Genomic DNA, 22,872 nt, shown 5'->3' with positions numbered 1-22,872 from the left:
TAAAGTAATAAGCTTGATGCCCTTGATTAATAGTGCATCAGCTGGCAAAATGTATTGCTTTTAAATTAATTGGATTAAATTATTGGCATTTATGGAAACATCCCTCGGTAGCTTGGCGTTTTGCATGGTTATAAATTTGTTGTCGGGCAATCCGCTTACCATCGAAGAAGAAATCTATAATGATAGGTCGCATTTTGTGGTATCGACCGAGTCGGCGATTTATTACTTGGATAAAGCCGGGGGTGGATTATCGAGCATAATCGATTGCGATGGGATAGATTGGGTGCATTACAATGGTAGCCCTCACGCCAAGGTGCCTGATGGTGCCTCGGGAGGTTTTCGCGGTCTCCCGAATTTTGTTTTCCGCTCTGATGACGGCGGCGCAGGGCACCCCGGGTTTGACCAATGTATAAGCGAGCAGATCGATAGCAACGCCATTCGTACGAAAAGCAAAAGCGGAAAGTGGGTTTGGTTATGGAGGTTTCATGATGACCATGTCGAACTCACCATGGAACGGACGGATCCAAACCATAGCTATTGGTTTTTGTACGAGGGGCCGGTTGCCGGTAGTTTTAACCCTTACCTCAAATATTGGGGAACTGATCTTGGCGGACCGCGATATGAAGTGCCTTCATTGAACCATGGTGAAAGCATTGCGGATACTTGGCAGTGGGCTTACTTCGGCGACCAAGAAACAAACCGGGTCTTTTTTGTGGCCCAGCAAGAACACGATCACTTGAACGACATTTTTTCTTACATGGGGAATAGCGGTGCAGGTAAAGATGCGGAAGACGGGATGGTTGTTTTTGGTTTTGGTAGGGGTACGGGTGCCCAGTCGCTGATGACTGCGGAAAATGTCACGTTCAGGTTTGGCTTTCTTGAACGTAAAATTATAACCCAAGAAGACCATGAGTGGGCGGCAGCTTGCATCGAGCAAATGCACAGGCATAAATCGAATTTGCATTAAACAAACACGATAATTAACGATTATTTCGACACAACCATGAAAAGAATATCTTTTGCTGCGATTGCACTTATTGCACTGCTGAGCACAACACTTCATGCCCAAGAGACTACTCCGGGCCAGTTCATCAAACGGTACTGGTATCAACAGGGCCTCGAACATGGCAATCCGAACTTCAACCAATCCATCCGGGTAAGCTCCCCGGATATCATGTTGCATCCCCTGTATGGTAAACGAGTCGAAGCGCGTGGCAATGGAATGATTCAAGTATTGGCAGAAGAGGAGCTGGACCAAATCGAGAGTGCCGCCCTATATTTGGAGCTGTGGGGAGGGCATCCCGGAACTGCCGCTAAAGCCATGACCGTTAATGGACGAAGTACCTACGCGATTCCGGAGGTGGGCACCGCGAAAGGACACTGCACGTATCATTATCCACTGATTCCGGTGGAGATAACGGATCTGGTCAACGGATACAATGTATTTCAGTTTTCGTGTCAGGCGGGGTTTTCCTTTTGGGGCCATTTCCTGATGGACAACGCGTGCTTGGTGCTCACGTTGAAAGGGGAGCATACCGATTTGGTTGCGGCCGGACTGCAGGGCTTTGAAGCGAGTGTGGTCGCCACGGTCCAATCGGCCGATGCTATTGAATTGCAGCTCGCCCTGTCGGAAATGCATGACGCAGAAATCGACTACGTGGAGTATTATGGCTATTACGAAGGCTTTGACGAGAATGGAAATGGATTGGAGACGGACTGGCATGGATATACTAAACGCAAGGTGCCGCAACATCACCTGGGCCGCAGCGACACGGCACCGTTCAACGTGGTGTGGAACACGGCAATGCTCAAACCGCAGCATGGCGTTAAGGTGAAGGCTGAGGTCCACTTCAAAGACCGGGATCGCATCAGTTACCTCACCCCAGAGACGACCGGTCTGAAAATACCAGTGCGCACCGATACCCGCATCGATAGGTTTCGGTCGCACGACCTGCCCGTTCCCTTTTGGTCGCGGGCGAATAAACTGAATACGTGCACCATCGTGGCGGATGTGGTTCCGGGTAAGATTGATAAAGCCGAATTACACATCCTGATATGGGACGGCGGCGAAGGGGGGGTAAAAGATCATTTTAAATTCAATGGCGTTCCGCTGCAGTTGGCCAGCGGTAAAAGTGCACATGATGTGATATATCGTATTTTCGAATTGGACCCCGCATGGATTCGGGCGGGGGAGAATACGATTGAGTTGCTTTCGGATACGGAGCATCATGGCATTGAGGTCTTGTTGCCCGGACCTGAATTAGTAATAAAAAGCACGAAATAAACCGAACAACCCGATTATACGACGTTTTAATAGTACCATTATGTTATCAAACATCACAAAAGCGGCCCTAGGGCTATATGTTGCATGCATCACCCCTACGCTAACCCATGCCGCACCTTCTCAAGGCGATTTAACAGGAATCCATGTACGGGATACGTCAAAAACCCAGTTAGCGAAATCGAATCTTGAATATACTTGGGAGCACGTTTCTACTGCGCATGGTGATTTTCCCACGCCGAATGCGGGTAACCAACAGACCGCAACGTTGGTGATGGACGTCGACCAGGACGGCATCAATGATTTTATCATTGCCGAGCGCTCGGAGGCGCCGGCGGTGGTGTGGTACCGGAGAACGGCGACCGGATGGGACCGTTACGTTGTCGACCAAGAGCGTTTGCCCATCGAGGCGGGATCGGCGTTTTATGATATCGATGGCGACGGCGATCTGGACATCGTGTTCGGGGGCGACAGCCAGAGCAACCAGCTCTGGTGGTGGGAAAATCCGTATCCGAATTATGACCCGGACAAACCTTGGGTACGCCGCTTGATTAAAGACGGTGGGGCGCCGAAACATCACGACCAGCTTTTTGAGGATGTTGACGGCGACGGGAAAACCGAATTGGTTTTTTGGAACCAGGGGGGCACGACCTTATTCTTAGCGAAGATTCCTGACGACCCCAAGCAAACTCAACCCTGGAACTGCGTACCCATTTACCAATGGAGTGCTGACAGCGAAATGGAACAGCGAGGCTCCTATCCGGGCTGGCGCAAAACAAACGAACACGAGGGCTTGGCCACGATCGATATCGATGGTGATGGTCAGCCGGATATCGTGGGCGGCGGCCGGTGGTTCAAACACATCGAGGGGACCACGTTCCGCCCAAACATCATTGACGCCGGATATGCGTTTACGCGGACTGCCGTAGGTGATTTTATTGAAGGTGGCCGGCCGGAAGTGTTGCTGATTGCTGGGGATGGCACGGCGCCGTTGGTGCTGTACGAATGGCAGCGTGGCGTCTGGAAGAGTAAAATATTGATTGAAAACGTGATGGATGGCCACTCCATTACCGTCCTCGATTTGAACGGCGACGGGCACCTGGATGTCTTCCTCGCGGAAATGCAATTGGGTAAAAACCCAGACCCAAAGACCCGGGTATTGTTTGGCGATGGACAGGGTAACTTCGCGGAAATGCGTATCCATTCGGGTTTTGGCTTGCATGAGGGCGTTATGGTCGACCTTAATGGGGATGGTTTGCCCGATATTTTGGGGAAACCTTATAACTGGAAGGCACCCCGGGTGGATATTTGGATAAACAAAGGGATAAAAACAAGTAATTAATTCATGAGAAAATTAAACATTACAACTTGGATGGTGCTGTTGGTCGTGACGGCCAGCGCATATCGGTGCGGTACCGCGACCGGCAATCGTGATTCACAACCTATTGTTTCACTTAATCAATGGCATTACATCCAGGTAGATGATCAACGTGCGAAGTGGGGCGACTGGGCACAGCCCGAATGGTTGCGCTATTTCGGGCTTGATATGGCGGACGTAACGGGCGATGGTTTCAAGGATATCGTCGCCGGCCGCTATTTTTACCAAAATCCGGGCGGCGATATGACGGAACACTGGCATCGGATAGACCTGGGGATGAATGTGGACGGGATGTTGTTTGTCGATGTGAAGGGGCATCAATATGGCGGCATCATTGCAACAGCCCTTCCGGCCGTATATTGGTTCAAGGCCCTGGATGAACAGGGAAGTGCCTGGCAAGGTGTACAGATCGGTGAAGTGCCCGCCACCGGCCATGTGAATGGACAGGGATATGCCAATGCCCAGATCATACCCGGGGGGAGCAAAGAGGTTATGCTCGCGACCGGCGAGGGTATTTATTATTTTGAGATCCCGGATGATATCAGCCGGCACGAAGGGTATTGGCCGATGACCCACGCCGCGCCCGACGCATCAGACGAAGGGTTCGGTGTCGGCGATATCGACGGCGATGGGCTGCTGGATATCGCGGCCGGGCGGCGGCAGGGAGAAGACGAGGGGAGTGGTATGGAAATTTTTTGGTGGAAGAATCCGGGAAATGGCCAGGGGAACTGGGAATCTTTCCCGATCGGACAAACCTTGTTTGACGCAGACCGGATTGCTGTGGCAGACATGAACGGCGACGGCAAAGCCGACGTCGTGGTATCGGAAGAACGGTATCCCGGACGGGAGCCCGATGCGAACCTCTTTTGGTTTGAACAGTCTGTTGACCTCACCAATGGAGGTTGGGAGCGGCACACCGTCGTGACCCAGTACTCGATGAATAATATGGATGTGGCGGACATGGACAACGACGGCCATATGGATATCATCGTGGCTGAGCATAAGGGGAAAGCCCTAAAACTTCAAATTTGGAGAAACGACGGCACGGGCAATTTCACCGAAAACCTGGTGGATACGGGCAAAGAGGGGCACCTCGGCGCACGTGTGGCCGATCTTGATGGAAACGGCACGTTGGACATCATCAGTATTGGATGGGACAAGTATCCGTATTTGCATGTCTGGCGAAACGACGGTCTTGATAAAGCCGACGATACGCAATGATGCTCAGATACGGGCATTCGGCAAATGGAAGACAGGTGGGTTTTATTATGTACGTCAGAATTATGAAACATCGAATTATAAGGGGGCTCATGTTCTTAATGCTGGTTGCGCATGCGGCAGGAGCACAACCCGGGGCACGGTCGGCTCAGCCGTTAAAAGTAATGAGCTACAACGTTTATAACGGCTTTGATTACGGTAGGGATAAGGCACGTGCCCAAGCACTAGGGGCGTGGGTTGCTTCGCAGCAGCCCGATGTGGTCGCCCTGCAGGAGCTTTGCGGCTTTACCGACAAGACACTTCAGGAGCTCGCCGCCACATGGGGGCATGACTATGCGGTTATATTGAAGGCGGACGGCTTCCCTGTTGGACTGACCTCCAACAAGCCGATTACCGTCAAGAAGAAAATGATTGAAGGGCTTTGGCACGGCATGCTGCATGTGACTACCCATGGTACGGACTTTTTCGTGGTCCACTTATGCCCGTCTGATTTCGCTACGCGGCTTCGCGAATCTGCCAGGATTACCCGGTACATGCGCAAAAACCTATCGTTGTCTAACGAAAAGTACGTGGTCTTAGGCGATTTTAATGCACATTCGCCGTTTGACGCGCACTTGGATAAGCAGTATCCAGAGCTTATGAAGTGGTATAATCAGTTAGACGCAGAACGGAAGCCAAAAACCCGTCAAACGCTCAGCTACGGCCAGCTTGATTACAGCGTAATGGCCACTTTCTTGGCTTTTCCTTTAATCGATGTGTGCGAGCGGTTCGTGGATGGCAGCGATCGGTTTAGTTTTCCGTCCCCGTTGCATTTCAACCCCGTCCGTACACGGGAATCACTTATCCCCATCCGCGAGCGGCTGGATTTTATCCTCGTCAGTCCGTCGCTCGCAACGCAATGTACGGATGCAACGATTGTCAACACCGGGGTGGCTGACGCATTTTCGGACCATTATCCCGTTATTGCAACGTTTGCTTTGGGCAACTGAGCTTCTCGCTGCCAATGGCGCACATCATTGCAGCATTCACGATCGCTTCTCGGTTTGTTAGGATGTAAGAAAATAAGAACAAAATCGGGATCGGGTTTGAAAAAATACATGTTATCCATTTGCATATTGCCGGTGATACATGAATTCTGACATTTCAGTGAAACAGCGGTTTGTTATGGCAGCTATATTGCGTTATCTTTGCTGGGAATTTGAGTAAACTAACAGAAAGGACTGAACAATGTATCCAGAATACTTGGTAGCGCCGATGCGCGATGAACTTACCCGTGTAGGTTTTGAAGAATTGAAAACACCCGAAGAGGTAGATACAGCCATCAAACAGGAAGGTACTGTATTCGTAGTGGTTAACTCGGTATGTGGTTGTGCGGCTTCTAATGCACGCCCCGCTGCCGTAACGGCTATAAAAAATGAGAAACACCCTGATAAGGTGGTAACGGTGTTTGCCGGGATGGAAAAAGACGCCGTAGATCGGGCGCGTTCTTATATGTTACCTTATCCGCCCTCGTCGCCCGCTATGGCGTTGTTTAAAGACGGCAAGCTGGTGCATATGATTGAGCGCCATCAGATCGAAGGACGCCCTGCACAGATGATTGCTGATAACTTAGTAGCTGCTTTTGACGAATATTGTTAAGCAGTGGGCTTAACGTAATTTACACGACAGTTAGTTAACAAAAAAGGTGCTCCGGGAAACCGGAACACCTTTTTTTGTTTATCAATGTTGTTGTTTAGTAATCAATCGGTATTCTGAGTTCCACCCGGCTACCGCGTTGCGGCACACCTACGATGTGGATGATGCCGCGCTCAGAATTGGCGAGTGCGGATTCTACGTCGTCGGCACTGTTAACCGACTGCCCGTTTATCTGGGTAATCACCAAGCCGCGCTGCACATTGAAGTAATCAAATAACCCGTCGCGGTGTACTTGGGTAACCACTACGCCCGATGAGATACCGAGTTCCTTCTTTTTCGCATCGTCTGCAGGCACAAAGCCAGCGCCTAATTTATTGTAGATTTCTGTGGCGCTCCGTTTTGCACTGCTGTCTGAGTCCCTATCGCGTTCTGATGAGCTGGTGTCTTCTTTCAGTGTCACCGTCACATCGCGTTCTTTACCATCGCGTTTGTAGGTGAGTTTAACCTTGTCGCCGGGGCGCAACCGATAGATGCGTTCCTGCAAATCCGAAGACGAAGTGACGGTGCGTCCATCCAGCTTCGTGATGATATCCCCCTTCTTGAGACCAGCTTCTTCTGCTGCCCCCTTGGCTACAACATCCATAATGTATAAGCCGTTCACATCATCGATTTCCAGTTCTTTTGCGGCGGCAGGGCCCAATTCGCGGAATGTGATGCCGATCAAGCCGCGTTTAACCCGGCCGAATTTGATGAAATCATCTGATATTTTCTTGACCAGATTGACCGGTACGGCAAAGCCGTAGCCGGCATACGTGCCCGTGGGGGTCATGATATTGGAGTTGATACCGATCAGTTCGCCATCGGCATTGACCAATGGCCCGCCGCTATTGCCCTTGTTGATCACCGCATCCGTCTGGATGAATGATTCGACAGCCGTGTTCAAGATGGGCTCATCGTCTGATTGCGGGTATCCGCCGCGCTCTTGGTACTGCCGCTGTTGAAGCTCACGGGCAATGATGCCCGTAGAGCGGCCGGTAGCGCTGACAATCCCTGCCGTTACCGTAGATTCCAACCCAAGGGGATAACCTACGGCCAGTACCCATTCGCCGATGCGCACTTTATCCGAATCGCCGAACCTCACGAAAGGAAGACCGCTCTCGTTGATTTTGACCAGGGCAAGGTCGGTGTTCGGGTCGCGGCCTATCACTTTGGCTTCGACAACCCTTTTGTCCGTGAGCTGGACCTCTATTTTATTGGCGCCTTCCACAACGTGGTTGTTCGTTACGATGTAGCCGTCTTGTGAAATGATGACACCCGATCCCGTGGCTTGGGCAGGGGGTTGCGACCGCGGTTGCTGCCGCTGCTGGCGGGGTATGCCGAAAAATTCTTCGAATAAATCAAAGGGCGCACCGGAGCCCCTGGAACCAGACCGGCCCGGGTAGGTGGTGGTAATGTGGACTACGGCCGGTGCCACCATGGCAGCGGCCTGCGTAAAGTCTGGATTGCCGGTGGAAGATACCACATTCGGCATCGGGTTGCTGGCGTAATGTAACTGTTGCCGCTCTTCGAACGACATTCTGCTCTCCTGTTTGCTTTCAAACAGCTTATAACCGCCCACGGCAATTAAGCCTCCTACCAGTGCGGTCAATAATGTTAATCCTAGTTTTCTCATATCCTGTTTTTTTAATTTACCAGAAGGAACCACCATTTAATCGCTTGTCGCAAGCCATTGTTCGTGCAGGTTTCAATGATGATTCCAGTCGTTATAAGTCGAAAAATTCCGATCTTTCAAAAAGATGTTCAAATGTAATACCATTCGGGTGGCTAAAGCAAGTGGAAAGCCGGGTTTTTCTGTTAAATAATGTTAAAGCCGATTACCCGCGGCGCGATGCGGCGTCATGATGGATTATTGGATGGATATCAGTATCTTTGCCAGCGCTAATGGTAATAGATGTCTACATTTACGTTCTATAAGTATCAAGGGGCAGGTAATGATTTTATTATCATTGACAACCGTAAACCGTTGTTTAACAGCGAAGATGAAGATTTAGTGCGCCGCCTGTGCGATCGGCGGTTCGGCATCGGGGCAGATGGCTTGATGCTGTTGCAGCACGCTGATGGCTATGACTTTGAAATGGTGTATTTCAATGCGGACGGCCGCGAGGGGAGCATGTGTGGCAACGGCGGGCGCTGTATCGTCGCTTTTGCTAAAGATAGGGGCCTGATTGATAAAAGTGCTGACTTTTTGGCAGCCGATGGGCGCCATTATGCGACAATCGACGCCGGTGGGCGTAGCGTGAGCTTGCAGATGATCGATGTGGGCCGGATCGGCCGCGATGGTGAAGCCTACGTGCTGGATACCGGCTCGCCGCATTATGTGGCATTGGTAGACGGGCTTTCGTCTTTTCCGGTGGTTGCCGAGGGGCGCAGCATACGTAATGGTACGCGCTATAAGGAAAAGGGTATCAATGTCAACTTTGTTGAAGCGGATGGAGCGGGATATTATGTGCGTACTTACGAACGCGGTGTCGAAGATGAGACGTTGGCTTGCGGTACCGGGGCCACAGCAGTGGCTCTGGCGATGGCCAAGCACGAAGGCAGGGATGGCTCGATGACGGTACCGATACGGGTGGCGGGCGGCAACCTGAGGATAAGCTTTGTTAAAGAGGGCGACCGTTTTACGGATATATTCCTGGAAGGCCCGGCTGCATTCGTCTTTAAAGGTGAAATAACACGATGACGATGACCCTGGCCCGTTTTATCCTGTATTTCGCCGGACTTTCATCGGCCATAGTGGCGGTAGCGGTAGTATTGCCGCACCTGTTCGAGGGCGTTTTGATTTTAAGCCCCCACTTTTGGTTGCTTTTTGCGGTCGTATCCATAACCACTTTGCTGGCCTATGTGGTCAGCGATTTGGGGATCAAAAAGGGGGGCGAAGGGTCCATCCTGAGCTTGATGGTGGGCCTTTTTGTCAAGCTATTGGCGTGTTTGGCGGTGGTAGCTGCAGTGATAATTAAATATCCTGATAATAAAGTGATTACGGCACTTAATTTTTTTTCATTGTATTTCTTGTTTACGGCCTTTGAAGTTACCTGTTTGTTGCGTAACTTGCGCGACCAAAATCAGATGTAAAAAATTGGGATTAGATGGATTTTAGGCACTTTTTCAATTCAAAAAAAATTAGCTTCATCGCGATTTTCGCCGTTTTTACGACCTTTTCCGTTGCACAAACTGCCGACTCCACCAGCACAGCAGCCGCTTCTGTGAGCCATGAAACCCATGGTGAGGAACCGTATAACGCCACAGAGGTAATCATGGAGCATATCGGTGACGCCTATGATTGGCACCTTTGGGGCGACCTCTCGATTCCGCTTCCTGTGATTCTTTATACCGACAAGGGATTTGAGTTTTTCCTGTCTTCCCAATTCCACCACGGTGAACATGATTACCAAGGAAAACATTATACCTACCGGCTGGTAGACAAGAAGAAAATACGGGTGGTCGGCTCGAACGGGGCCGTAGATGAGGAGGCATCGAAAAATGTTTGGGATTTCTCTATCACCAAGAATGTGGCTGCAATTTTCTTGTCGGTATTCCTGTTGGTATGGATTTTCTCCTCGGTGGCCCGCGCTTACAAAAAGCGTGAAGGGAAAGCTCCCAAAGGTTTCCAGTCGCTCATCGAGCCCATCATACTTTTTGTCCGGGATGACATCGCACGGCCCAACATCGGGCATCGGTATGCGCGCTTCATGCCGTTGTTGCTCACGATTTTCTTTTTTATCTGGATCAACAACCTATTGGGGTTGATACCTATTTTCCCGGGGGCGGCCAACGTTACCGGTAATATCGCCGTAACGTTCGTGCTGGCATTCATTGTGCTGATCGTAGTTAATATCAACGGCAATAAGTACTACTGGAAACATATCCTGGCGCCGGATGTTCCCTGGTGGTTGTACCCTATCATGATTCCGGTCGAACTGGTAGGGGTGATTTCTAAACCCTTTGCGTTGATGATCCGTTTGTTTGCGAATATCACAGCGGGGCACATCATTATCTTAAGCTTGATTTCACTGATTTTCGTCTTCAAGTCGTTGGCCATCGCGCCGGTGTCGCTGGCGTTCGTGTTGTTCATGAACGTCTTGGAACTGCTTGTAGGCGTTTTGCAGGCATTTATATTTACGTTGCTCACCGCCTTGTTTATCGGCATGGCGGTAGAAGAGCATCATTAATGGGTCTTTTACTATATAATATACATTAAATTCAAATTGTTATGGTAGGTTCAATTGCGGCAATCGGTGCCGGATTAGCAGTAATAGGTGCCGGACTCGGCATCGGTCAAGTTGGTGGCAAAGCCATGGAAGGTATTGCCCGTCAACCTGAGGCTGCTTCTAAAATTCAGACCGCGATGATCATTGCGGCAGCGCTTATCGAAGGTGTTGCCCTCTTTGCAGTCGTGGTAGCCTTGATGGGGAACAATCCTCAATAAGCGCTTATTACTGAGTAAAGGGCCGGACAGCTGACGGTTGGTCCGATGTCCGGCCCTTCTTTAAACAGAATCAAATTTAGTATCGTATATGAATTTTGATATTGGAAATCCGAGTTACGGATTGGTTTTTTGGACACTGATCGCATTTTTCCTGTTGCTGTTCCTGTTGAAGAAATTTGCATGGAAGCCTATCATGGAAGCAATCGGCGAGCGTGAGCGGTCTATCGAAGACGCATTGGCCTCGGCTGAAAAAGCAAAAGAGGAAATGGCCCGCCTGACCAACGAAAACGAGCAGCTGCTTAAGGCAGCGCGTGCTGAACGCGACATTATCCTCAAAGAGGCCAAAGAACTGAAAGATCAGTTAGTGGCCGATGCGAAAGTGCAAGCACAGGCCGAAGGAGCCAAACTTATCGAGCAGGCACGGAAGGAGATCGACGACCAGAAAAAGAAAGCACTGGTGGAGGTCAAGAACCAAGTGTCGTCGCTTTCATTGGACATTGCCCGTAAGGTGCTCCAAAAGGAATTTGAAAACGAGAAACAGCAGGAAACACTGGTTTCCGACCTGTTGAAAGACGTGAAGTTGAATTAACTCAATCCGAGGCAAACACTAGAACATTATGTCTGAGTTTAAAGTTGCATCGCGATACGCCAAGTCACTCATCGATCTGGCCCAGGAGCAGGGAAATCTGGAGGCTGTGAAGCGAGACATGGAGCAGTTTGTGGCAACATTGAGGGCCAACAGCGAATTGCAAGCCGTGTTGAAAAACCCGATTATAAAGCAGGACAAAAAGCAGAATATCCTTGACGCATTGTTTGGCAGCAAAATCCACCAGTCAATCGTTGCTTTTTTCCATATTATGGTACGTAAGGGGCGATCAGGTATCCTTTATGCGACGGCACGTGAGTTTATCCGCGAATACAACGAAGTGAAAGGCATTGTCCACGCTACGGTCGTGTCGGCAAGTAAGTTGTCGTCAATAAACTTAGACGCGTTGCAAAAAACAATTGCCAGCGAAATCAACGCGGATGTGGTGTTGCAAAATACCGTAGATCCCTCATTGATCGGCGGGTTTGTGGTGAAAGTTGGCGACAAACAGATAGATGCCAGTATCAATGGTAAGCTGAATAAACTGAAGCGTTATTTTGAAACGCAGGCGGTGGGCTAGGGAGTATTGAGCAGCGGGTATTGAGTAGTTAATATTCCGATAAGAGAAATGTTGTCGGGAAACACGAAGAGTAAAAAGCAAAAAATACAAATAAGATGATAGAGGTAAGACCCGATGAAGTATCGGCAATTTTAAGGGAACAATTGTCGAGCTTCAAATCAGAAGCCGAGCTTGAAGAAATCGGTACCGTATTGCAGATCGGCGATGGTATCGCACGGATATACGGCTTAACGAAAGTCCAATCCGGCGAATTGGTTGAATTTGACAACGGATTGCAAGGCATTGTATTGAATCTGGAAGAAGATAACGTGGGTGTGGTTTTGCTTGGGAAATCAGATGAAATTAAAGAAGGTGATACCATCAGGCGTACCCGCCGGATTGCTTCTATCAAGGTAGGCGAGGGTATGCTGGGCCGCGTGGTGAACACCCTCGGTCAACCCATCGATGGCAAGGGCCCTATCTTGGGCGATACATACGAGATGCCTATCGAACGTAAGGCGCCGGGTGTCATCTACCGCCAGCCGGTGAACGAGCCGCTCCAAACAGGTATCAAGGCAATCGATGCCATGATTCCGATTGGCCGTGGCCAACGTGAGTTGGTGATTGGCGACCGCCAAACGGGGAAAACCGCGGTATGTATCGATACCATCATCAACCAAAAAGAATTTTACGAGGCCGGTGAGCCCGTATTTTGTATATATGTAGCTGTAGGCCAGAAGAACTCAACGGTGGCCAATATCGTCCGTACGTTGGAAGAAAGCGGTGCCATGCCATACACCATTGTGGTAGCCGCTTCTGCTGCCGACCCTGCCCCTATGCAGTTTTACGCGCCTATGGCCGGGGCTGCAATCGGCGAGTTTTTCCGCGATACCGGCCGCCCGGCATTGATTATCTACGACGATTTGTCTAAGCAGGCAGTGGCGTATCGTGAGGTGTCGTTATTGTTGCGCCGCCCGCCGGGCCGCGAAGCATACCCCGGCGACGTGTTTTACCTGCACAGCCGCCTGCTGGAACGTGCTGCAAAGATCAATAGCTCTGACGCTATTGCCCAAAACATGAACGACTTGCCCGATTCGATAAAGGGCCTCGTGAAAGGCGGTGGCTCATTGACGGCGCTGCCCATCATCGAAACCCAGGCAGGCGACGTATCGGCTTATATCCCTACCAACGTCATCTCGATTACAGACGGACAGATATTCTTGGAGTCTAACCTGTTCAACGCGGGTGTTCGCCCGGCAATCAACGTAGGTATCTCCGTATCACGTGTGGGGGGTAATGCCCAAATCAAATCGATGAAGAAAGTGGCCGGTACATTGAAGCTCGACCAAGCCCAGTACAGGGAGCTCGAAGCGTTCTCTAAATTCGGTTCCGACCTCGACGCCGCTACCAAAGCGGTACTTGATAAGGGTGTACGCAACGTAGAGATCCTGAAACAAGGCCAGTTTGCTCCGGTGCCTGTAGAAAAACAGGTGGCTATTATCTATGCCGGGGTAAAAGGATTGTTCCGCAGTGTGCCAGTGAGTAAAGTGAAAGAATTCGAGGCTGAGTACCTCCAACAACTGGAACAACGCCACCCCGAAGTGTTGAAAGCACTGAAAGAAGGAAAGTTCAACGATGAGTTGACAGGAGTACTGGATAAGGTAGCGAAAGAGCTGGCGGATAAGTATTAATATAATTAGACATGAGACAGTAGATATGAGATATGAGACAATAAACCGTCTCAAATCTAACATCTCAAATCTAGCGTCTAAAGTCTCACGAAGGCTAAGAAATGGCGAATTTAAAAGAGGTAAGAAACCGGATAACTTCGGTAACGTCTACGCAGCAGATTACGAAAGCCATGAAAATGGTTTCGGCGGCCAAGCTTAAGCGTGCCACGAATGCCATTGTGCAATTACGCCCCTATGCGGAGAAGCTACGGGAGATTTTGGCCAACGTGTCTGCTAGTGTTGAGGATGGCGCGTCGCCCTATACGGTAGACCGCAAGCCCAATAACGTGCTGGTCGTCGTCATTGCATCCAACCGCGGATTGGCGGGAGCATTCAACACCAACGTGATAAAGACGGCCAACCAGCTGATTGCCGAAAAATACAGCGAGCAGCTGCGTGCCGGCAAAGTGCATATCGTCGGTATCGGAAAGCGCGCGCAGGATTATTACCTTAGGCGGAATTATCAGGTGCTGGGCAATCACAACGACCTTTTCTCCGAACTTAACTTCGAGAATACTTCCAAGATCACCGAAACAATCATGGAAGGGTTTGCTGCTGGTGAATACGATCGGGTTGAATTGGTGTACAACCGCTTTAAGAATGCAGCGGTGCAACTATTGACCACCGAGCAATTGCTGCCCCTGCTGCCGGCAAAACAGGAGTCCAATCAGTCTGAAACCGAAGTTGACTACATCATCGAGCCCTCGAAGGAAAAAATCGTCGAAGAGCTGATTCCGAAAGCAATCCGGGTACAGCTGTACAAGGCCGTGCTGGATTCGCACGCGTCTGAACACGGCGCACGGATGACCGCCATGGATAAGGCTACCGATAATGCCGGCGAGTTGCTCAAGTCGCTCAAACTATCTTACAACCAAGCGCGCCAAGCGGCCATTACCACTGAGCTCACCGAAATTGTGAGTGGTGCCGCCGCGTTATCCAATGGCTAAATTGCCTGCTTTTAAAGCTTAATAAAATAGGCTGACTGCTTATGAAAAAGGACATTTAATGTCCTTTTTTTGTTCGGCTAACTGTTATCGGCAAAGTAAGCACCTGAGAATATTGAAAAATACCCACAAATGGGTATGTTTCGCGGAAAACAAAATCCCGATATTCGCGTTATTAAAACGAATACCTATGATATAACGCTTTGGCAAGGTTATTGATTAGTTCGAAACGTGCCGTACCAATTAATTTTGGTGCTATACAAATTTTTACTGTAGCAAAAGTGAGGTGAACCTCGTTCACATGAATTGAGAGAGTAGGGGCTACATTATCTCGCTTACATGAAAGAACTTATACTTCGCTTCAAGACAGTGCCCCGGTGGGCCATATTGCTGCTGGATTTACTCATATTAACCTGGTCGTTCTCGCTATCCTATTTTATTGCGAAGCAATTTAATTTCCACGAGATTGTGCGCGGGCATTTCTTCATCTATACCGCCATGTATAGCGGTATCGCGTTACCGGTGTTTTTCCTGATGCGGATACATACCGGCTTGATCAGGTATTCGGATACGCGCGATATGTTGAAGATATTTTCGGCGATGCTGTTTACATCAGCGGCTTACCTGATGGTAGTGTATCTGATTCTGGGGCCGCTATTGAACATCCACGACCCCCACTTGGGGCTGGTGATGCTTATCAATTTCTTTATCGCTACGTCGTTGCTGATCATGCTGCGTATCACGGTGAAAAGCATCTATTTTATGCTGATGCGGAAAGCGCAGGATGTGGATACGGTTCGTGTGTTGATCTATGGTGCCGACCAGAACGCCGTGATGGCAAAACAGGCATTGGAAAACAGTACGGAATCGAAGTTTATTATCATTGGCTTCATCGACACCAACCGGAGCAAGCTGAATAGCTATATCGAACGGAAGCGGGTCTACCACGTGAAGGATCTTGCGGCGCTGAAAAGCCGCTATGCGGTCGATCAGATGATTTTTGTGAAAGACCATTTGGGCAGTAGGGATAAAAAAGTCATTGTGGAGCGGTGCCTCCGCCTGGGGATCAAGGTACTCACGGTCCCACCCGCCTCAGAATGGGTGTCTGGCAGGCTACGGATACAACAGATCAAAAATCTGCGCATCGAAGATTTGTTGCAACGCGCCCCCATTAAAATAAACAACGACAGGATATGCGACGACCTTTGCGGCAAGCGTATCCTGATTACGGGTGCTGCAGGCTCCATTGGTTCTGAGATCGTCCGCCAAGTCTTGCGTTATGAACCCCAGATGCTCATACTATGCGACCAAGCGGAATCGCCGATGCACGAGATCCAGCTGGAAATCGAAGAGAAATTCCCGGGTAGCCATGTGGTGGTGGCCATTGCAGATATCCGGAACCTGGAGCGGATGCATCAGATTTTCAATGATTATAGGCCGGAGCTGGTATATCACGCTGCTGCCTATAAGCATGTGCCGATGATGGAGCGTAACCCGGGGGAAGCGGTAAGCACCAACGTGGGTGGCACCAAAAATGTTGCTGATCTGTCTGTGCTCTTCGGCGTGAAGAAATTCGTGATGATATCTACCGATAAGGCAGTGAACCCCACCAACGTGATGGGGGCATCGAAGCGGATTGCCGAGATTTATACCCAGAGCCTCGACGGGCAGCAATCGTTGCAATTTGTCGATGGCCAGTCAGAGCAGGGGCCGGCATCCAAAGGTACCCGCTTCATCACCACCCGCTTTGGGAATGTACTCGGGTCGAACGGGTCTGTAATACCCCGGTTCAGGGCGCAGATTGAAAAAGGTGGCCCGATGACGGTGACGCACCCCGAGATTACCCGTTACTTCATGACTATACCCGAAGCTGTTCAATTGGTATTGGAAGCCGGCACGATGGGTAAAGGTGGCGAGATTTATGTGTTCGACATGGGCAAACCTGTTAAGATCGTCGATTTAGCCCGTAAGATGATCCAGCTCGCTGGCCTGAAACCCGATAAGGATATCGAGATCATATACACAGGCTTAAGAAGCGGGGAGAAACTTTACGAAGAGCTGTTGAGCGATGGCGAGAAGGTGTTGCCTACCCACCACGATAAAATCCATATTGCACGCGTGAGCCCCGTGGAATACAGTTATGCAAAACGCGTCATCTACGAACTCGTCGCACTGAACGAGCGGAAGAATAGTAGTGGTGTCGTTCGGAAAATGAAGGAAATCGTTCCGGAGTTTGTCAGCAAAAACTCGCCCTTCGAAGCGTTGGATTCGGTGGGTTAGGTTGCCATCTACCACCTGATCAGTGCACTGGCCCATGTAAAACCGGAGCCAAACGCAGCAAGGCAGATCAGGTCGCCCGATTTTATTTTCCCCGACTCCCAGGCTTCGCTGAGCGCAATAGGTATGGAGGCTGCCGTCGTGTTGCCGTATTTCTGGATATTGTTGAAAACCTGGCTATCTGAGAGCCCCAATAATTTCTGGACGTATTGGCTGATCCGCAGATTGGCTTGGTGGGGTATCAGCATATCGATGTCTTTTTCCGAAAGGCCGTTGGCAGCCAATGCCTCTTTAATGACTTCAGGGAATTTCACAACCGCTTTCTTAAACACCGCGGGCCCATCCATATAAGGCAATGCCGCACCGCTCTCCAGCTGTTCCGCCGTTAAGAAGAGCCCGCCCAGTTCCTGCTCGGGGAATGGTTTGGCATCGCTTAACCATTTGTTGGCATGGGCACCCGGATAATACATCGCCAACAGCTCAGCGTCTGCCCCATCGCTATGCAGGTGTGTGCTCAGAATACCTTTGCCAGGTTCTTCGGTAGGCTGCAGTACGGCGGCTCCGGCACCATCACCGAAAATTACGGAAACGTTCCGGCTCCGAGTCGCGAAGTCCATAGCGAACGAGTGCTTTTCACTGCCCACCACCAGGATATTCTTGTACATACCGGTTTTGATGAACTGGTCGGCCACAGACAGCGCATAAACGAATCCCGAACACTGGTTGCGAACATCCAGCGCCCCTATTTCACGCATGCCCATTTCACGCTGTAACAACACGCCGCATCCGGGGAAATAATAATCCGGCGTCAATGTGGCAAATATAATAAAGTCGATATCCTGCGCGGTGGTGCCCGCCCGCTCCAGGGCTGCTTCGGCGGCTTTGATAGCCATGGTGGTGGTGGTTTCGCCGTAGCGGTCGGCAAAACGGCGCTCCTGTATACCTGTTCGCTCCCTGATCCATTCGTCGCTCGTCTCCATGAAACGTGTCAAATCGGAATTGGTATATACATTCTCGGGGACGTAAAATCCGATGCCTGCTATTGTCGATCGATACATATTGATTTTATCTAAAATAGGGTTCTATCTTACAATTGTACGGAAATTTTATAAAAAGGCGTAACTTTGTGTCTATGACGGTCGAAACACAGGAAGAAACCTTTACGCTCGATCAGATACTGGCCGCGGTGACACCCGGTCACCGCCTGATCCTTTGGAACGACGATACCAACACCTTTGATCACGTTATCAATTGCTTGGTCAAGCACCTCCAATACACAGCGGCACAAGCCGAAGACATCGCTTGGAAAGTGCATAACGAAGGGAAATGTACCGTGCTGGAGGGAAGTTATACCGAGGTGGAGGTGTACCGGAAAATACTCAAATCTGAAGGTCTGACAGTAAGCGTAGACTAACCCCGTACGGCTAAGGTAACAATGTACACGAAGCAGCCCCCAGGCTGTAATAATGCGGTTACCATTGATAGGGGATTGTAATAAAAGCACAATCTTTGCGGCCGATACACGAATGATATTTAACGACAAACAGATGAATGCGTCACGCAAAATAAGTGAATTCAGGTATATTGTTTTATTGTTGGCTCTTGCATGGCCTTTTGCTGGGGCTGCCCAGCAGGCATCGGGCACCATCTCGGCGGTAGTGATCGATGAGAGCTCGAAAGAGCCGGTTGGTTTCGCCAGTGCGGCACTCCTTACCCAGGCGTCGAAGTCGTACGTCGATGGATTGCAGACCGTAGATGACGGTAAAATTCTGTTCAATGGTGTCGCCCCCGGGGTTTATGCCATCCGGATCACCTACGTTGGCTACGAAAGCTACCTGAAAGAAGATGTGACCGTAGAGGCGGGCAGGCATGTCGACTTAGGCAACCTGCTGCTGAAAGCTTCGGGTGAGGTGTTGGAGGAAGTGGTGGTGCAAGGTACGCCCCCTGCGATGCAGCTGGGCATAGACCGCAAGATATTTAATGTGGCTCAAAGCACATTGAGTGTAGGAGGAACAGCGACAGACCTCTTATCCAATGTGCCGTCGTTGCAGGTAGATATGGATGGTACGGTAAGCCTTCGCGGGTCTAGCAGTGTGCGTATCCTGATCAATGGACGCGAGTCGGCACTGGCAGGTAGCGACGTGACCCAATTCCTGCAATCATTGCCTGCGAACGCCGTAGAGCGGATCGAGGTCGTTACCAACCCCTCGTCGAAATACGATGCCGAAGGGCAGTCGGGCATCATCAATATTGTGCTGAAGAAGAACACCTACCTGGGTTTCAACGGATCGGTCAACGTTTCCGGTGGCTCGTATGATAACTACATGGCTGGCCTGAACCTCAATTTCCGTAACCGCAACTTCAATTACTATGGCGGTTATACCTTCAACCGGAGGAACATGGTGGGCGATGGCGTGAACAACACCGAATTGCTCAGCAACAACAGCCAAACGAATAACGTGAGCGAAAGTGCGCGGCTGGGGCTCAATCACAATGTGCAGTTGGGCATGGATTACTACCTCGGTGAGAAGACCCTGATCGGCCTGGCGGGCAATCTCAGCCTGCGGGGCAACGACCGCAACGAGGACCTGTTCTACCGCTATTTTAACCACCCCCAGCTGTCGGGCAATAGCAGCAGGTACTCGCGCCAGGATGAAGATGACCTGGGGTATGAAGTCGCGTTGGATGTTAAGCGCGAGTTCGGGAATAAAGGCGAGGAGCTGTTGGCCAATTTCGCGTTCGGATACGACGGTGAAGAGGGGGTAAACAGGTTTACCCAAGATTATACCACGCCGCCCAACGAAATGTACGAACTCATGCGTATCAACGATACCGAAGAAGACGGCCGCAACATCAATGTCCAGCTGGATTATGTCCGCCCGTTTGGCGATAACCATAAGTTTGAAGCCGGCTACCGTACCACGGTGCGGACCAGCTTAGAGCACCAGTATTCACAGGTGGACTCTACAAACGGTCTGCGCCCGGATTACTCGGTGAGCAACGATTTTGACATGACCAGTAGCGTACATGCGCTGTATGCCAATTATCAGAATATGCTGACGGATAAATTGGGCTATCAGGTTGGGCTCCGCGCCGAACAAGCCTACCTCGACACCGAGCTGGGGCTGCTTACACCGGGGCTATCCGACAATGAGCGTACCACCACCGGCCGATTAGACTATTTCCGTGTGTATCCGAGCGTATTCCTGACCCAGGAATTCGGCAACCAGAACCAACTCCAGGTGAGCTATACACGCCGTGTAAGCCGACCACGGGGCTGGCAGGTCAACCCGTTCGTGGACGTATCTGACAACCTGAACCACCGGCAGGGGAATCCGAATCTGCTGCCCGAAGATATCCACTCCTTCGAGCTTGGGTATACCAAAACATGGCCGTCGTTGCTGTTCACCTCGTCGGTTTACCACCGTATTGTGAACGACGTGACGCAGCCCATCATCCGGGAAGTCGATGACAATACAGGCGTTACGCTCATGCAATGGCAAAACATCAGCCGGAATGAGTCGACCGGACTGGAATTGATTTCGCGGATCGACCTTTCCACGAAATGGGATGTGATGGCCAATGTGAACGCCTACCACACCCGTTTCCAGGGAAGCGAGGCATTTGATATCGAAGGGTCGGAAGGGTTCAGCTGGAACGGGAACGTGATGACCAACTATCGATTCACCCCGATATTTTCAATGCAAGCACGGTTTGATTACCGGGCCCCCCGCATCATGGCTCAGGGGAAAAGTATCGAGAACTATGTAATCGATGCCGCACTCAAGCTCGACGTGCTGAACCGTAAAGGCAGCATCATGTTCAACGCGCGGGATCTGCTGAACCAGCGTCGCTTCGGTGGGTTCACTACCAGCAACGGCGTGCACCGCTATTTCGAGCACCGGTGGATGCGTAGAACCTTTATGTTGTCCTTTAACTACCGTTTTGGCGACCAGAGCCTCAAGCGGGAAGACCGGAAGCGGCGAAATGACATGCAGGACTTCGGCGGTGGTGAAGGCGAGCAGCAATTTTAAAACAGCTGCTGGAGCTCAGCCAGTCCGTTGATGCTTTGCTTCACGTCTGAAGGTACTTCCGCGTTGTTCGGATTGAAATAAATCGCATCCATGCCTACGTTTTGGGCACCCCTTACATCTGCATCCAGACTATCGCCAATCATGACGCTATTGGCGATGCTGGTATTCGCGTTGCCGACCGCATGGTGGAAAATCTCGGGGTGCGGTTTATGGAAACCCACCCGCTCGGATATGACCACTGTTTTAAAATATTTTTTTAGGTCGCATGTTGTGATTTTGGCCTCCGAGGCATCGCCGAAGCCATTTGAGATCAGGTGTAAGGTGTATTTCTCCCGGAGGTAGCCGAGCGTTTCGTGCGCATGGGGGAAGAGGTTGGTTTTCTGGGGGCAGATGCGGAGGTAATCCTCTTCGAACGCCGGGGGGAACCACTTCGGGTCGAGGCCGAACTCGCGGAATGTGTCGGCAAACCGCGCTACGCGAAGCTCTGCCTTGGTGATTTTGCCGTGGTGGTAAAGCGCCCACAGGCGGTGGTTGTTGCGATTATAGGTGTCGATAAACAGTGTTGCCGACGAAATGCCTAAGTTGCTGAACCGGTAGCTTTCAAACAGCTCGGATAACGTTTCGGCCGCGTTTTTCTCAAAATCCCAAATGGTATGGTCTAAATCAAAGAAAATGTCCGTCTTGCCCATGCGTTGCATGGGGCAAAGATAGCCATTCTACCGGACATGTAGCTTCCGCAGCTGCTCACGGATATACTTGCCGGCAGCGGTGAGTTGTGCGGATGTCCAGCCGCCCGAGGTGGGTGCACCGGGAGCAAGTATAGCCGTGGTCTCGTCCTTGTCGGTGATGTTCCAGTTCGCCCAACTGAGCTGATGGTCTTCCATCCACTCCATCCACTGATTGGTTTTCCCTTCATCGAATATGCCATCGCCATTCGACTCGCCCACGCCCCACTCCGTGACGAATAGGGGGAGGCCTTTGGCCAATGCCGTTTCGGCCTTCTGCCGGAGGTTATCCTGGTGGTAGGGGTCGCTGGCATAGAAGTGGAACGAATACGCGATGTTGTCGTACCCGGTAATGGGGTCGCCCGCCGCTACGTCCACGTCTTGGTCCCAATGGGGGCTACCCACAATGATCAGATTATCGGTGTCGTATTTCCGGATTTCGTCGATAACGGCAATGGAGTAGTCTTTGATGGTCGACCACGACTGCTGTGCCGGCTCGTTCCAGATCTCGTAGATGATATTGGGCGTGCCGGCGTATAGCTTAGCCATCGCGGCAAAGAAACCCTTCGATTGCTCAAGGTTGCGTTCGGCGTTGTGGTCATGCCAGTCGATGATCACGTACACCCCGCGATCGATGCCACGCTTTGCCACCTGTTTAATCAGCGCCGCTTGTTTTTCGGGTTGCTGCAGGTAGCCCCCATCCGGCTCGATGGCCATGGAGAGCCGGATGAGGGAAACATTGAAATCATCGACCAGCCAATCGACCACTGCATGGTTATAATACTTCTGCCCTTCCCAGATGCTCCACGAGAAGCTCATACCCCGTAGCTGGGGCGGTTCACCATGTTGGTTGACAACCCGGTTGCCCGAGGTCCGCAAAGCCCCATGCCGCTGCACCGGGGTTGGTGGCCCTTCTTCCGCCCCGTCGTGGGGCTCGGGGGCCGAAGAGCACGACAATAGGGCAATAAGAGCGAAATAAACGGTGCAGATAGTGCGTATGTTCATAATAACTGGATTAA

Annotated in this window: 21 protein-coding genes; 17 read left to right on the top strand and 4 right to left on the bottom strand. The window is 50.8% G+C overall.

Annotation, left to right across the window (positions count from 1 at the left end; all coding sequences use genetic code 11):
* Positions 1-91 precede the first annotated feature (91 nt).
* From NGM62_RS07355 to NGM62_RS07330, 6 genes are all read left to right on the top strand, one after another.
* Positions 92-967, top strand: a complete 876-nt coding sequence (locus NGM62_RS07355; RefSeq protein WP_262246860.1) for a hypothetical protein — start codon at positions 92-94, stop codon at positions 965-967.
* A gap of 36 nt (positions 968-1,003) precedes the next feature.
* Entirely contained in the window at positions 1,004-2,284 is a 1,281-nt protein-coding gene (locus NGM62_RS07350; RefSeq protein WP_262246859.1) for a hypothetical protein, read from the top strand.
* 40 nt (positions 2,285-2,324) lie between these two features.
* The gene (locus tag NGM62_RS07345; protein ID WP_262246858.1) at positions 2,325-3,623 is read left to right on the top strand and encodes an FG-GAP repeat domain-containing protein; all 1,299 of its coding nucleotides are present in this window, start codon (positions 2,325-2,327) and stop codon (positions 3,621-3,623) included.
* Positions 3,624-3,626: 3 nt separating this feature from the next.
* Positions 3,627-4,880 (top strand): FG-GAP repeat domain-containing protein, encoded by a 1,254-nt coding sequence (locus NGM62_RS07340; RefSeq protein WP_262246857.1) that lies wholly within the window; start codon positions 3,627-3,629, stop codon positions 4,878-4,880.
* Positions 4,881-4,942: 62 nt separating this feature from the next.
* Positions 4,943-5,866, top strand: coding sequence for an endonuclease/exonuclease/phosphatase family protein (locus NGM62_RS07335; protein ID WP_262246856.1), 924 nt, complete (start codon positions 4,943-4,945; stop codon positions 5,864-5,866).
* Positions 5,867-6,104: 238 nt separating this feature from the next.
* Positions 6,105-6,515, top strand: coding sequence for a BrxA/BrxB family bacilliredoxin (locus NGM62_RS07330; RefSeq protein WP_262246855.1), 411 nt, complete (start codon positions 6,105-6,107; stop codon positions 6,513-6,515).
* Between the two features lie 94 nt (positions 6,516-6,609).
* Here the strand turns inward: NGM62_RS07330 and NGM62_RS07325 are convergent, their stop codons facing one another.
* Positions 6,610-8,184, bottom strand: coding sequence for a Do family serine endopeptidase (locus NGM62_RS07325; RefSeq protein WP_262246854.1), 1,575 nt, complete (start codon positions 8,182-8,184; stop codon positions 6,610-6,612).
* 279 nt (positions 8,185-8,463) lie between these two features.
* Between NGM62_RS07325 and dapF the strand changes: the two genes are divergently transcribed.
* The 9 genes from dapF to NGM62_RS07280 all read left to right on the top strand — a co-directional run bounded on the left by dapF (position 8,464) and on the right by NGM62_RS07280 (position 17,097).
* Complete coding sequence (dapF, locus tag NGM62_RS07320; protein ID WP_262246853.1) at positions 8,464-9,252, top strand: diaminopimelate epimerase; 789 nt, start codon at positions 8,464-8,466, stop codon at positions 9,250-9,252.
* Positions 9,249-9,644 (top strand): hypothetical protein, encoded by a 396-nt coding sequence (locus NGM62_RS07315; RefSeq protein WP_262246852.1) that lies wholly within the window; start codon positions 9,249-9,251, stop codon positions 9,642-9,644. The genes dapF and NGM62_RS07315 overlap by 4 nt, the downstream gene beginning before the upstream one ends.
* A 14-nt stretch (positions 9,645-9,658) precedes the next feature.
* Positions 9,659-10,741 carry a F0F1 ATP synthase subunit A gene (gene atpB / locus NGM62_RS07310; RefSeq protein ID WP_262246851.1) on the top strand — a complete coding sequence of 361 codons (1,083 nt, stop codon included), beginning with the start codon at positions 9,659-9,661 and terminating at the stop codon, positions 10,739-10,741.
* 41 nt (positions 10,742-10,782) lie between these two features.
* Positions 10,783-10,998, top strand: a complete 216-nt coding sequence (gene atpE, locus NGM62_RS07305; protein ID WP_262246850.1) for an ATP synthase F0 subunit C — start codon at positions 10,783-10,785, stop codon at positions 10,996-10,998.
* 88 nt (positions 10,999-11,086) lie between these two features.
* Positions 11,087-11,587, top strand: coding sequence for a F0F1 ATP synthase subunit B (locus NGM62_RS07300; RefSeq protein ID WP_262246849.1), 501 nt, complete (start codon positions 11,087-11,089; stop codon positions 11,585-11,587).
* 28 nt (positions 11,588-11,615) lie between these two features.
* Complete coding sequence (gene atpH / locus NGM62_RS07295; protein WP_262246848.1) at positions 11,616-12,164, top strand: ATP synthase F1 subunit delta; 549 nt, start codon at positions 11,616-11,618, stop codon at positions 12,162-12,164.
* A 95-nt stretch (positions 12,165-12,259) separates the two neighbouring features.
* Positions 12,260-13,834 carry a F0F1 ATP synthase subunit alpha gene (atpA, locus tag NGM62_RS07290; protein WP_262246847.1) on the top strand — a complete coding sequence of 525 codons (1,575 nt, stop codon included), beginning with the start codon at positions 12,260-12,262 and terminating at the stop codon, positions 13,832-13,834.
* A gap of 101 nt (positions 13,835-13,935) precedes the next feature.
* Positions 13,936-14,820, top strand: a complete 885-nt coding sequence (gene atpG / locus NGM62_RS07285) for an ATP synthase F1 subunit gamma (protein ID WP_262246846.1) — start codon at positions 13,936-13,938, stop codon at positions 14,818-14,820.
* Positions 14,821-15,156: 336 nt separating this feature from the next.
* Complete coding sequence (locus NGM62_RS07280) at positions 15,157-17,097, top strand: polysaccharide biosynthesis protein (RefSeq protein WP_262246845.1); 1,941 nt, start codon at positions 15,157-15,159, stop codon at positions 17,095-17,097.
* A gap of 8 nt (positions 17,098-17,105) precedes the next feature.
* Here NGM62_RS07280 and NGM62_RS07275 read toward each other — a convergent pair whose 3' ends face one another.
* Positions 17,106-18,152 carry a 3-oxoacyl-ACP synthase III family protein gene (locus tag NGM62_RS07275; protein ID WP_262246844.1) on the bottom strand — a complete coding sequence of 349 codons (1,047 nt, stop codon included), beginning with the start codon at positions 18,150-18,152 and terminating at the stop codon, positions 17,106-17,108.
* Positions 18,153-18,226: 74 nt separating this feature from the next.
* On the opposite strand from NGM62_RS07275, the gene NGM62_RS07270 reads away from it, so the two are divergent.
* Together NGM62_RS07270 and NGM62_RS07265 are read left to right on the top strand one after the other, a co-directional pair.
* On the top strand, positions 18,227-18,508 hold the full coding sequence (locus NGM62_RS07270; RefSeq protein WP_262246843.1) for an ATP-dependent Clp protease adaptor ClpS: 282 nt from the start codon (positions 18,227-18,229) through the stop codon (positions 18,506-18,508).
* 133 nt (positions 18,509-18,641) lie between these two features.
* Positions 18,642-21,128 (top strand): outer membrane beta-barrel family protein, encoded by a 2,487-nt coding sequence (locus NGM62_RS07265; RefSeq protein ID WP_262246842.1) that lies wholly within the window; start codon positions 18,642-18,644, stop codon positions 21,126-21,128.
* Here NGM62_RS07265 and NGM62_RS07260 read toward each other — a convergent pair.
* Complete coding sequence (locus NGM62_RS07260) at positions 21,125-21,817, bottom strand: YjjG family noncanonical pyrimidine nucleotidase (RefSeq protein WP_262246841.1); 693 nt, start codon at positions 21,815-21,817, stop codon at positions 21,125-21,127. The two genes, NGM62_RS07265 and NGM62_RS07260, sit on opposite strands and share 4 nt — an antisense overlap.
* 27 nt (positions 21,818-21,844) lie before the next feature.
* A complete protein-coding gene (locus tag NGM62_RS07255) occupies positions 21,845-22,858 on the bottom strand; it encodes a glycoside hydrolase family 5 protein (RefSeq protein WP_262246840.1) in 1,014 nt (337 codons plus the stop codon).
* Positions 22,859-22,872 lie beyond the last annotated feature (14 nt).

Source organism: Parapedobacter soli (genome assembly GCF_025460835.1).
Classification (GTDB): Bacteria; Bacteroidota; Bacteroidia; order Sphingobacteriales; family Sphingobacteriaceae; genus Parapedobacter; species Parapedobacter soli.
Note: the sequence above shows the minus strand (reverse complement) of the source record. Positions and strands in the feature narration are given on the sequence as shown.

Coding starts and splice junctions, on each gene's coding strand:
- NGM62_RS07265 (WP_262246842.1), top strand. CDS start 18,642: ATGAATGCGTCACGCAAAATAAGTGAATTCAGGTATATTGTTTTATTG.
- NGM62_RS07335 (WP_262246856.1), top strand. CDS start 4,943: ATGAAACATCGAATTATAAGGGGGCTCATGTTCTTAATGCTGGTTGCG.
- NGM62_RS07340 (WP_262246857.1), top strand. CDS start 3,627: ATGAGAAAATTAAACATTACAACTTGGATGGTGCTGTTGGTCGTGACG.
- NGM62_RS07270 (WP_262246843.1), top strand. CDS start 18,227: ATGACGGTCGAAACACAGGAAGAAACCTTTACGCTCGATCAGATACTG.
- atpA (WP_262246847.1), top strand. CDS start 12,260: ATGATAGAGGTAAGACCCGATGAAGTATCGGCAATTTTAAGGGAACAA.
- NGM62_RS07345 (WP_262246858.1), top strand. CDS start 2,325: ATGTTATCAAACATCACAAAAGCGGCCCTAGGGCTATATGTTGCATGC.
- NGM62_RS07355 (WP_262246860.1), top strand. CDS start 92: ATGGAAACATCCCTCGGTAGCTTGGCGTTTTGCATGGTTATAAATTTG.
- NGM62_RS07350 (WP_262246859.1), top strand. CDS start 1,004: ATGAAAAGAATATCTTTTGCTGCGATTGCACTTATTGCACTGCTGAGC.
- NGM62_RS07255 (WP_262246840.1), bottom strand. CDS start 22,858: ATGAACATACGCACTATCTGCACCGTTTATTTCGCTCTTATTGCCCTA.
- NGM62_RS07300 (WP_262246849.1), top strand. CDS start 11,087: ATGAATTTTGATATTGGAAATCCGAGTTACGGATTGGTTTTTTGGACA.
- atpH (WP_262246848.1), top strand. CDS start 11,616: ATGTCTGAGTTTAAAGTTGCATCGCGATACGCCAAGTCACTCATCGAT.
- NGM62_RS07315 (WP_262246852.1), top strand. CDS start 9,249: ATGACGATGACCCTGGCCCGTTTTATCCTGTATTTCGCCGGACTTTCA.
- NGM62_RS07260 (WP_262246841.1), bottom strand. CDS start 21,817: ATGGGCAAGACGGACATTTTCTTTGATTTAGACCATACCATTTGGGAT.
- dapF (WP_262246853.1), top strand. CDS start 8,464: ATGTCTACATTTACGTTCTATAAGTATCAAGGGGCAGGTAATGATTTT.
- atpG (WP_262246846.1), top strand. CDS start 13,936: ATGGCGAATTTAAAAGAGGTAAGAAACCGGATAACTTCGGTAACGTCT.
- NGM62_RS07280 (WP_262246845.1), top strand. CDS start 15,157: ATGAAAGAACTTATACTTCGCTTCAAGACAGTGCCCCGGTGGGCCATA.
- NGM62_RS07325 (WP_262246854.1), bottom strand. CDS start 8,184: ATGAGAAAACTAGGATTAACATTATTGACCGCACTGGTAGGAGGCTTA.
- NGM62_RS07330 (WP_262246855.1), top strand. CDS start 6,105: ATGTATCCAGAATACTTGGTAGCGCCGATGCGCGATGAACTTACCCGT.
- atpE (WP_262246850.1), top strand. CDS start 10,783: ATGGTAGGTTCAATTGCGGCAATCGGTGCCGGATTAGCAGTAATAGGT.
- NGM62_RS07275 (WP_262246844.1), bottom strand. CDS start 18,152: ATGTATCGATCGACAATAGCAGGCATCGGATTTTACGTCCCCGAGAAT.
- atpB (WP_262246851.1), top strand. CDS start 9,659: ATGGATTTTAGGCACTTTTTCAATTCAAAAAAAATTAGCTTCATCGCG.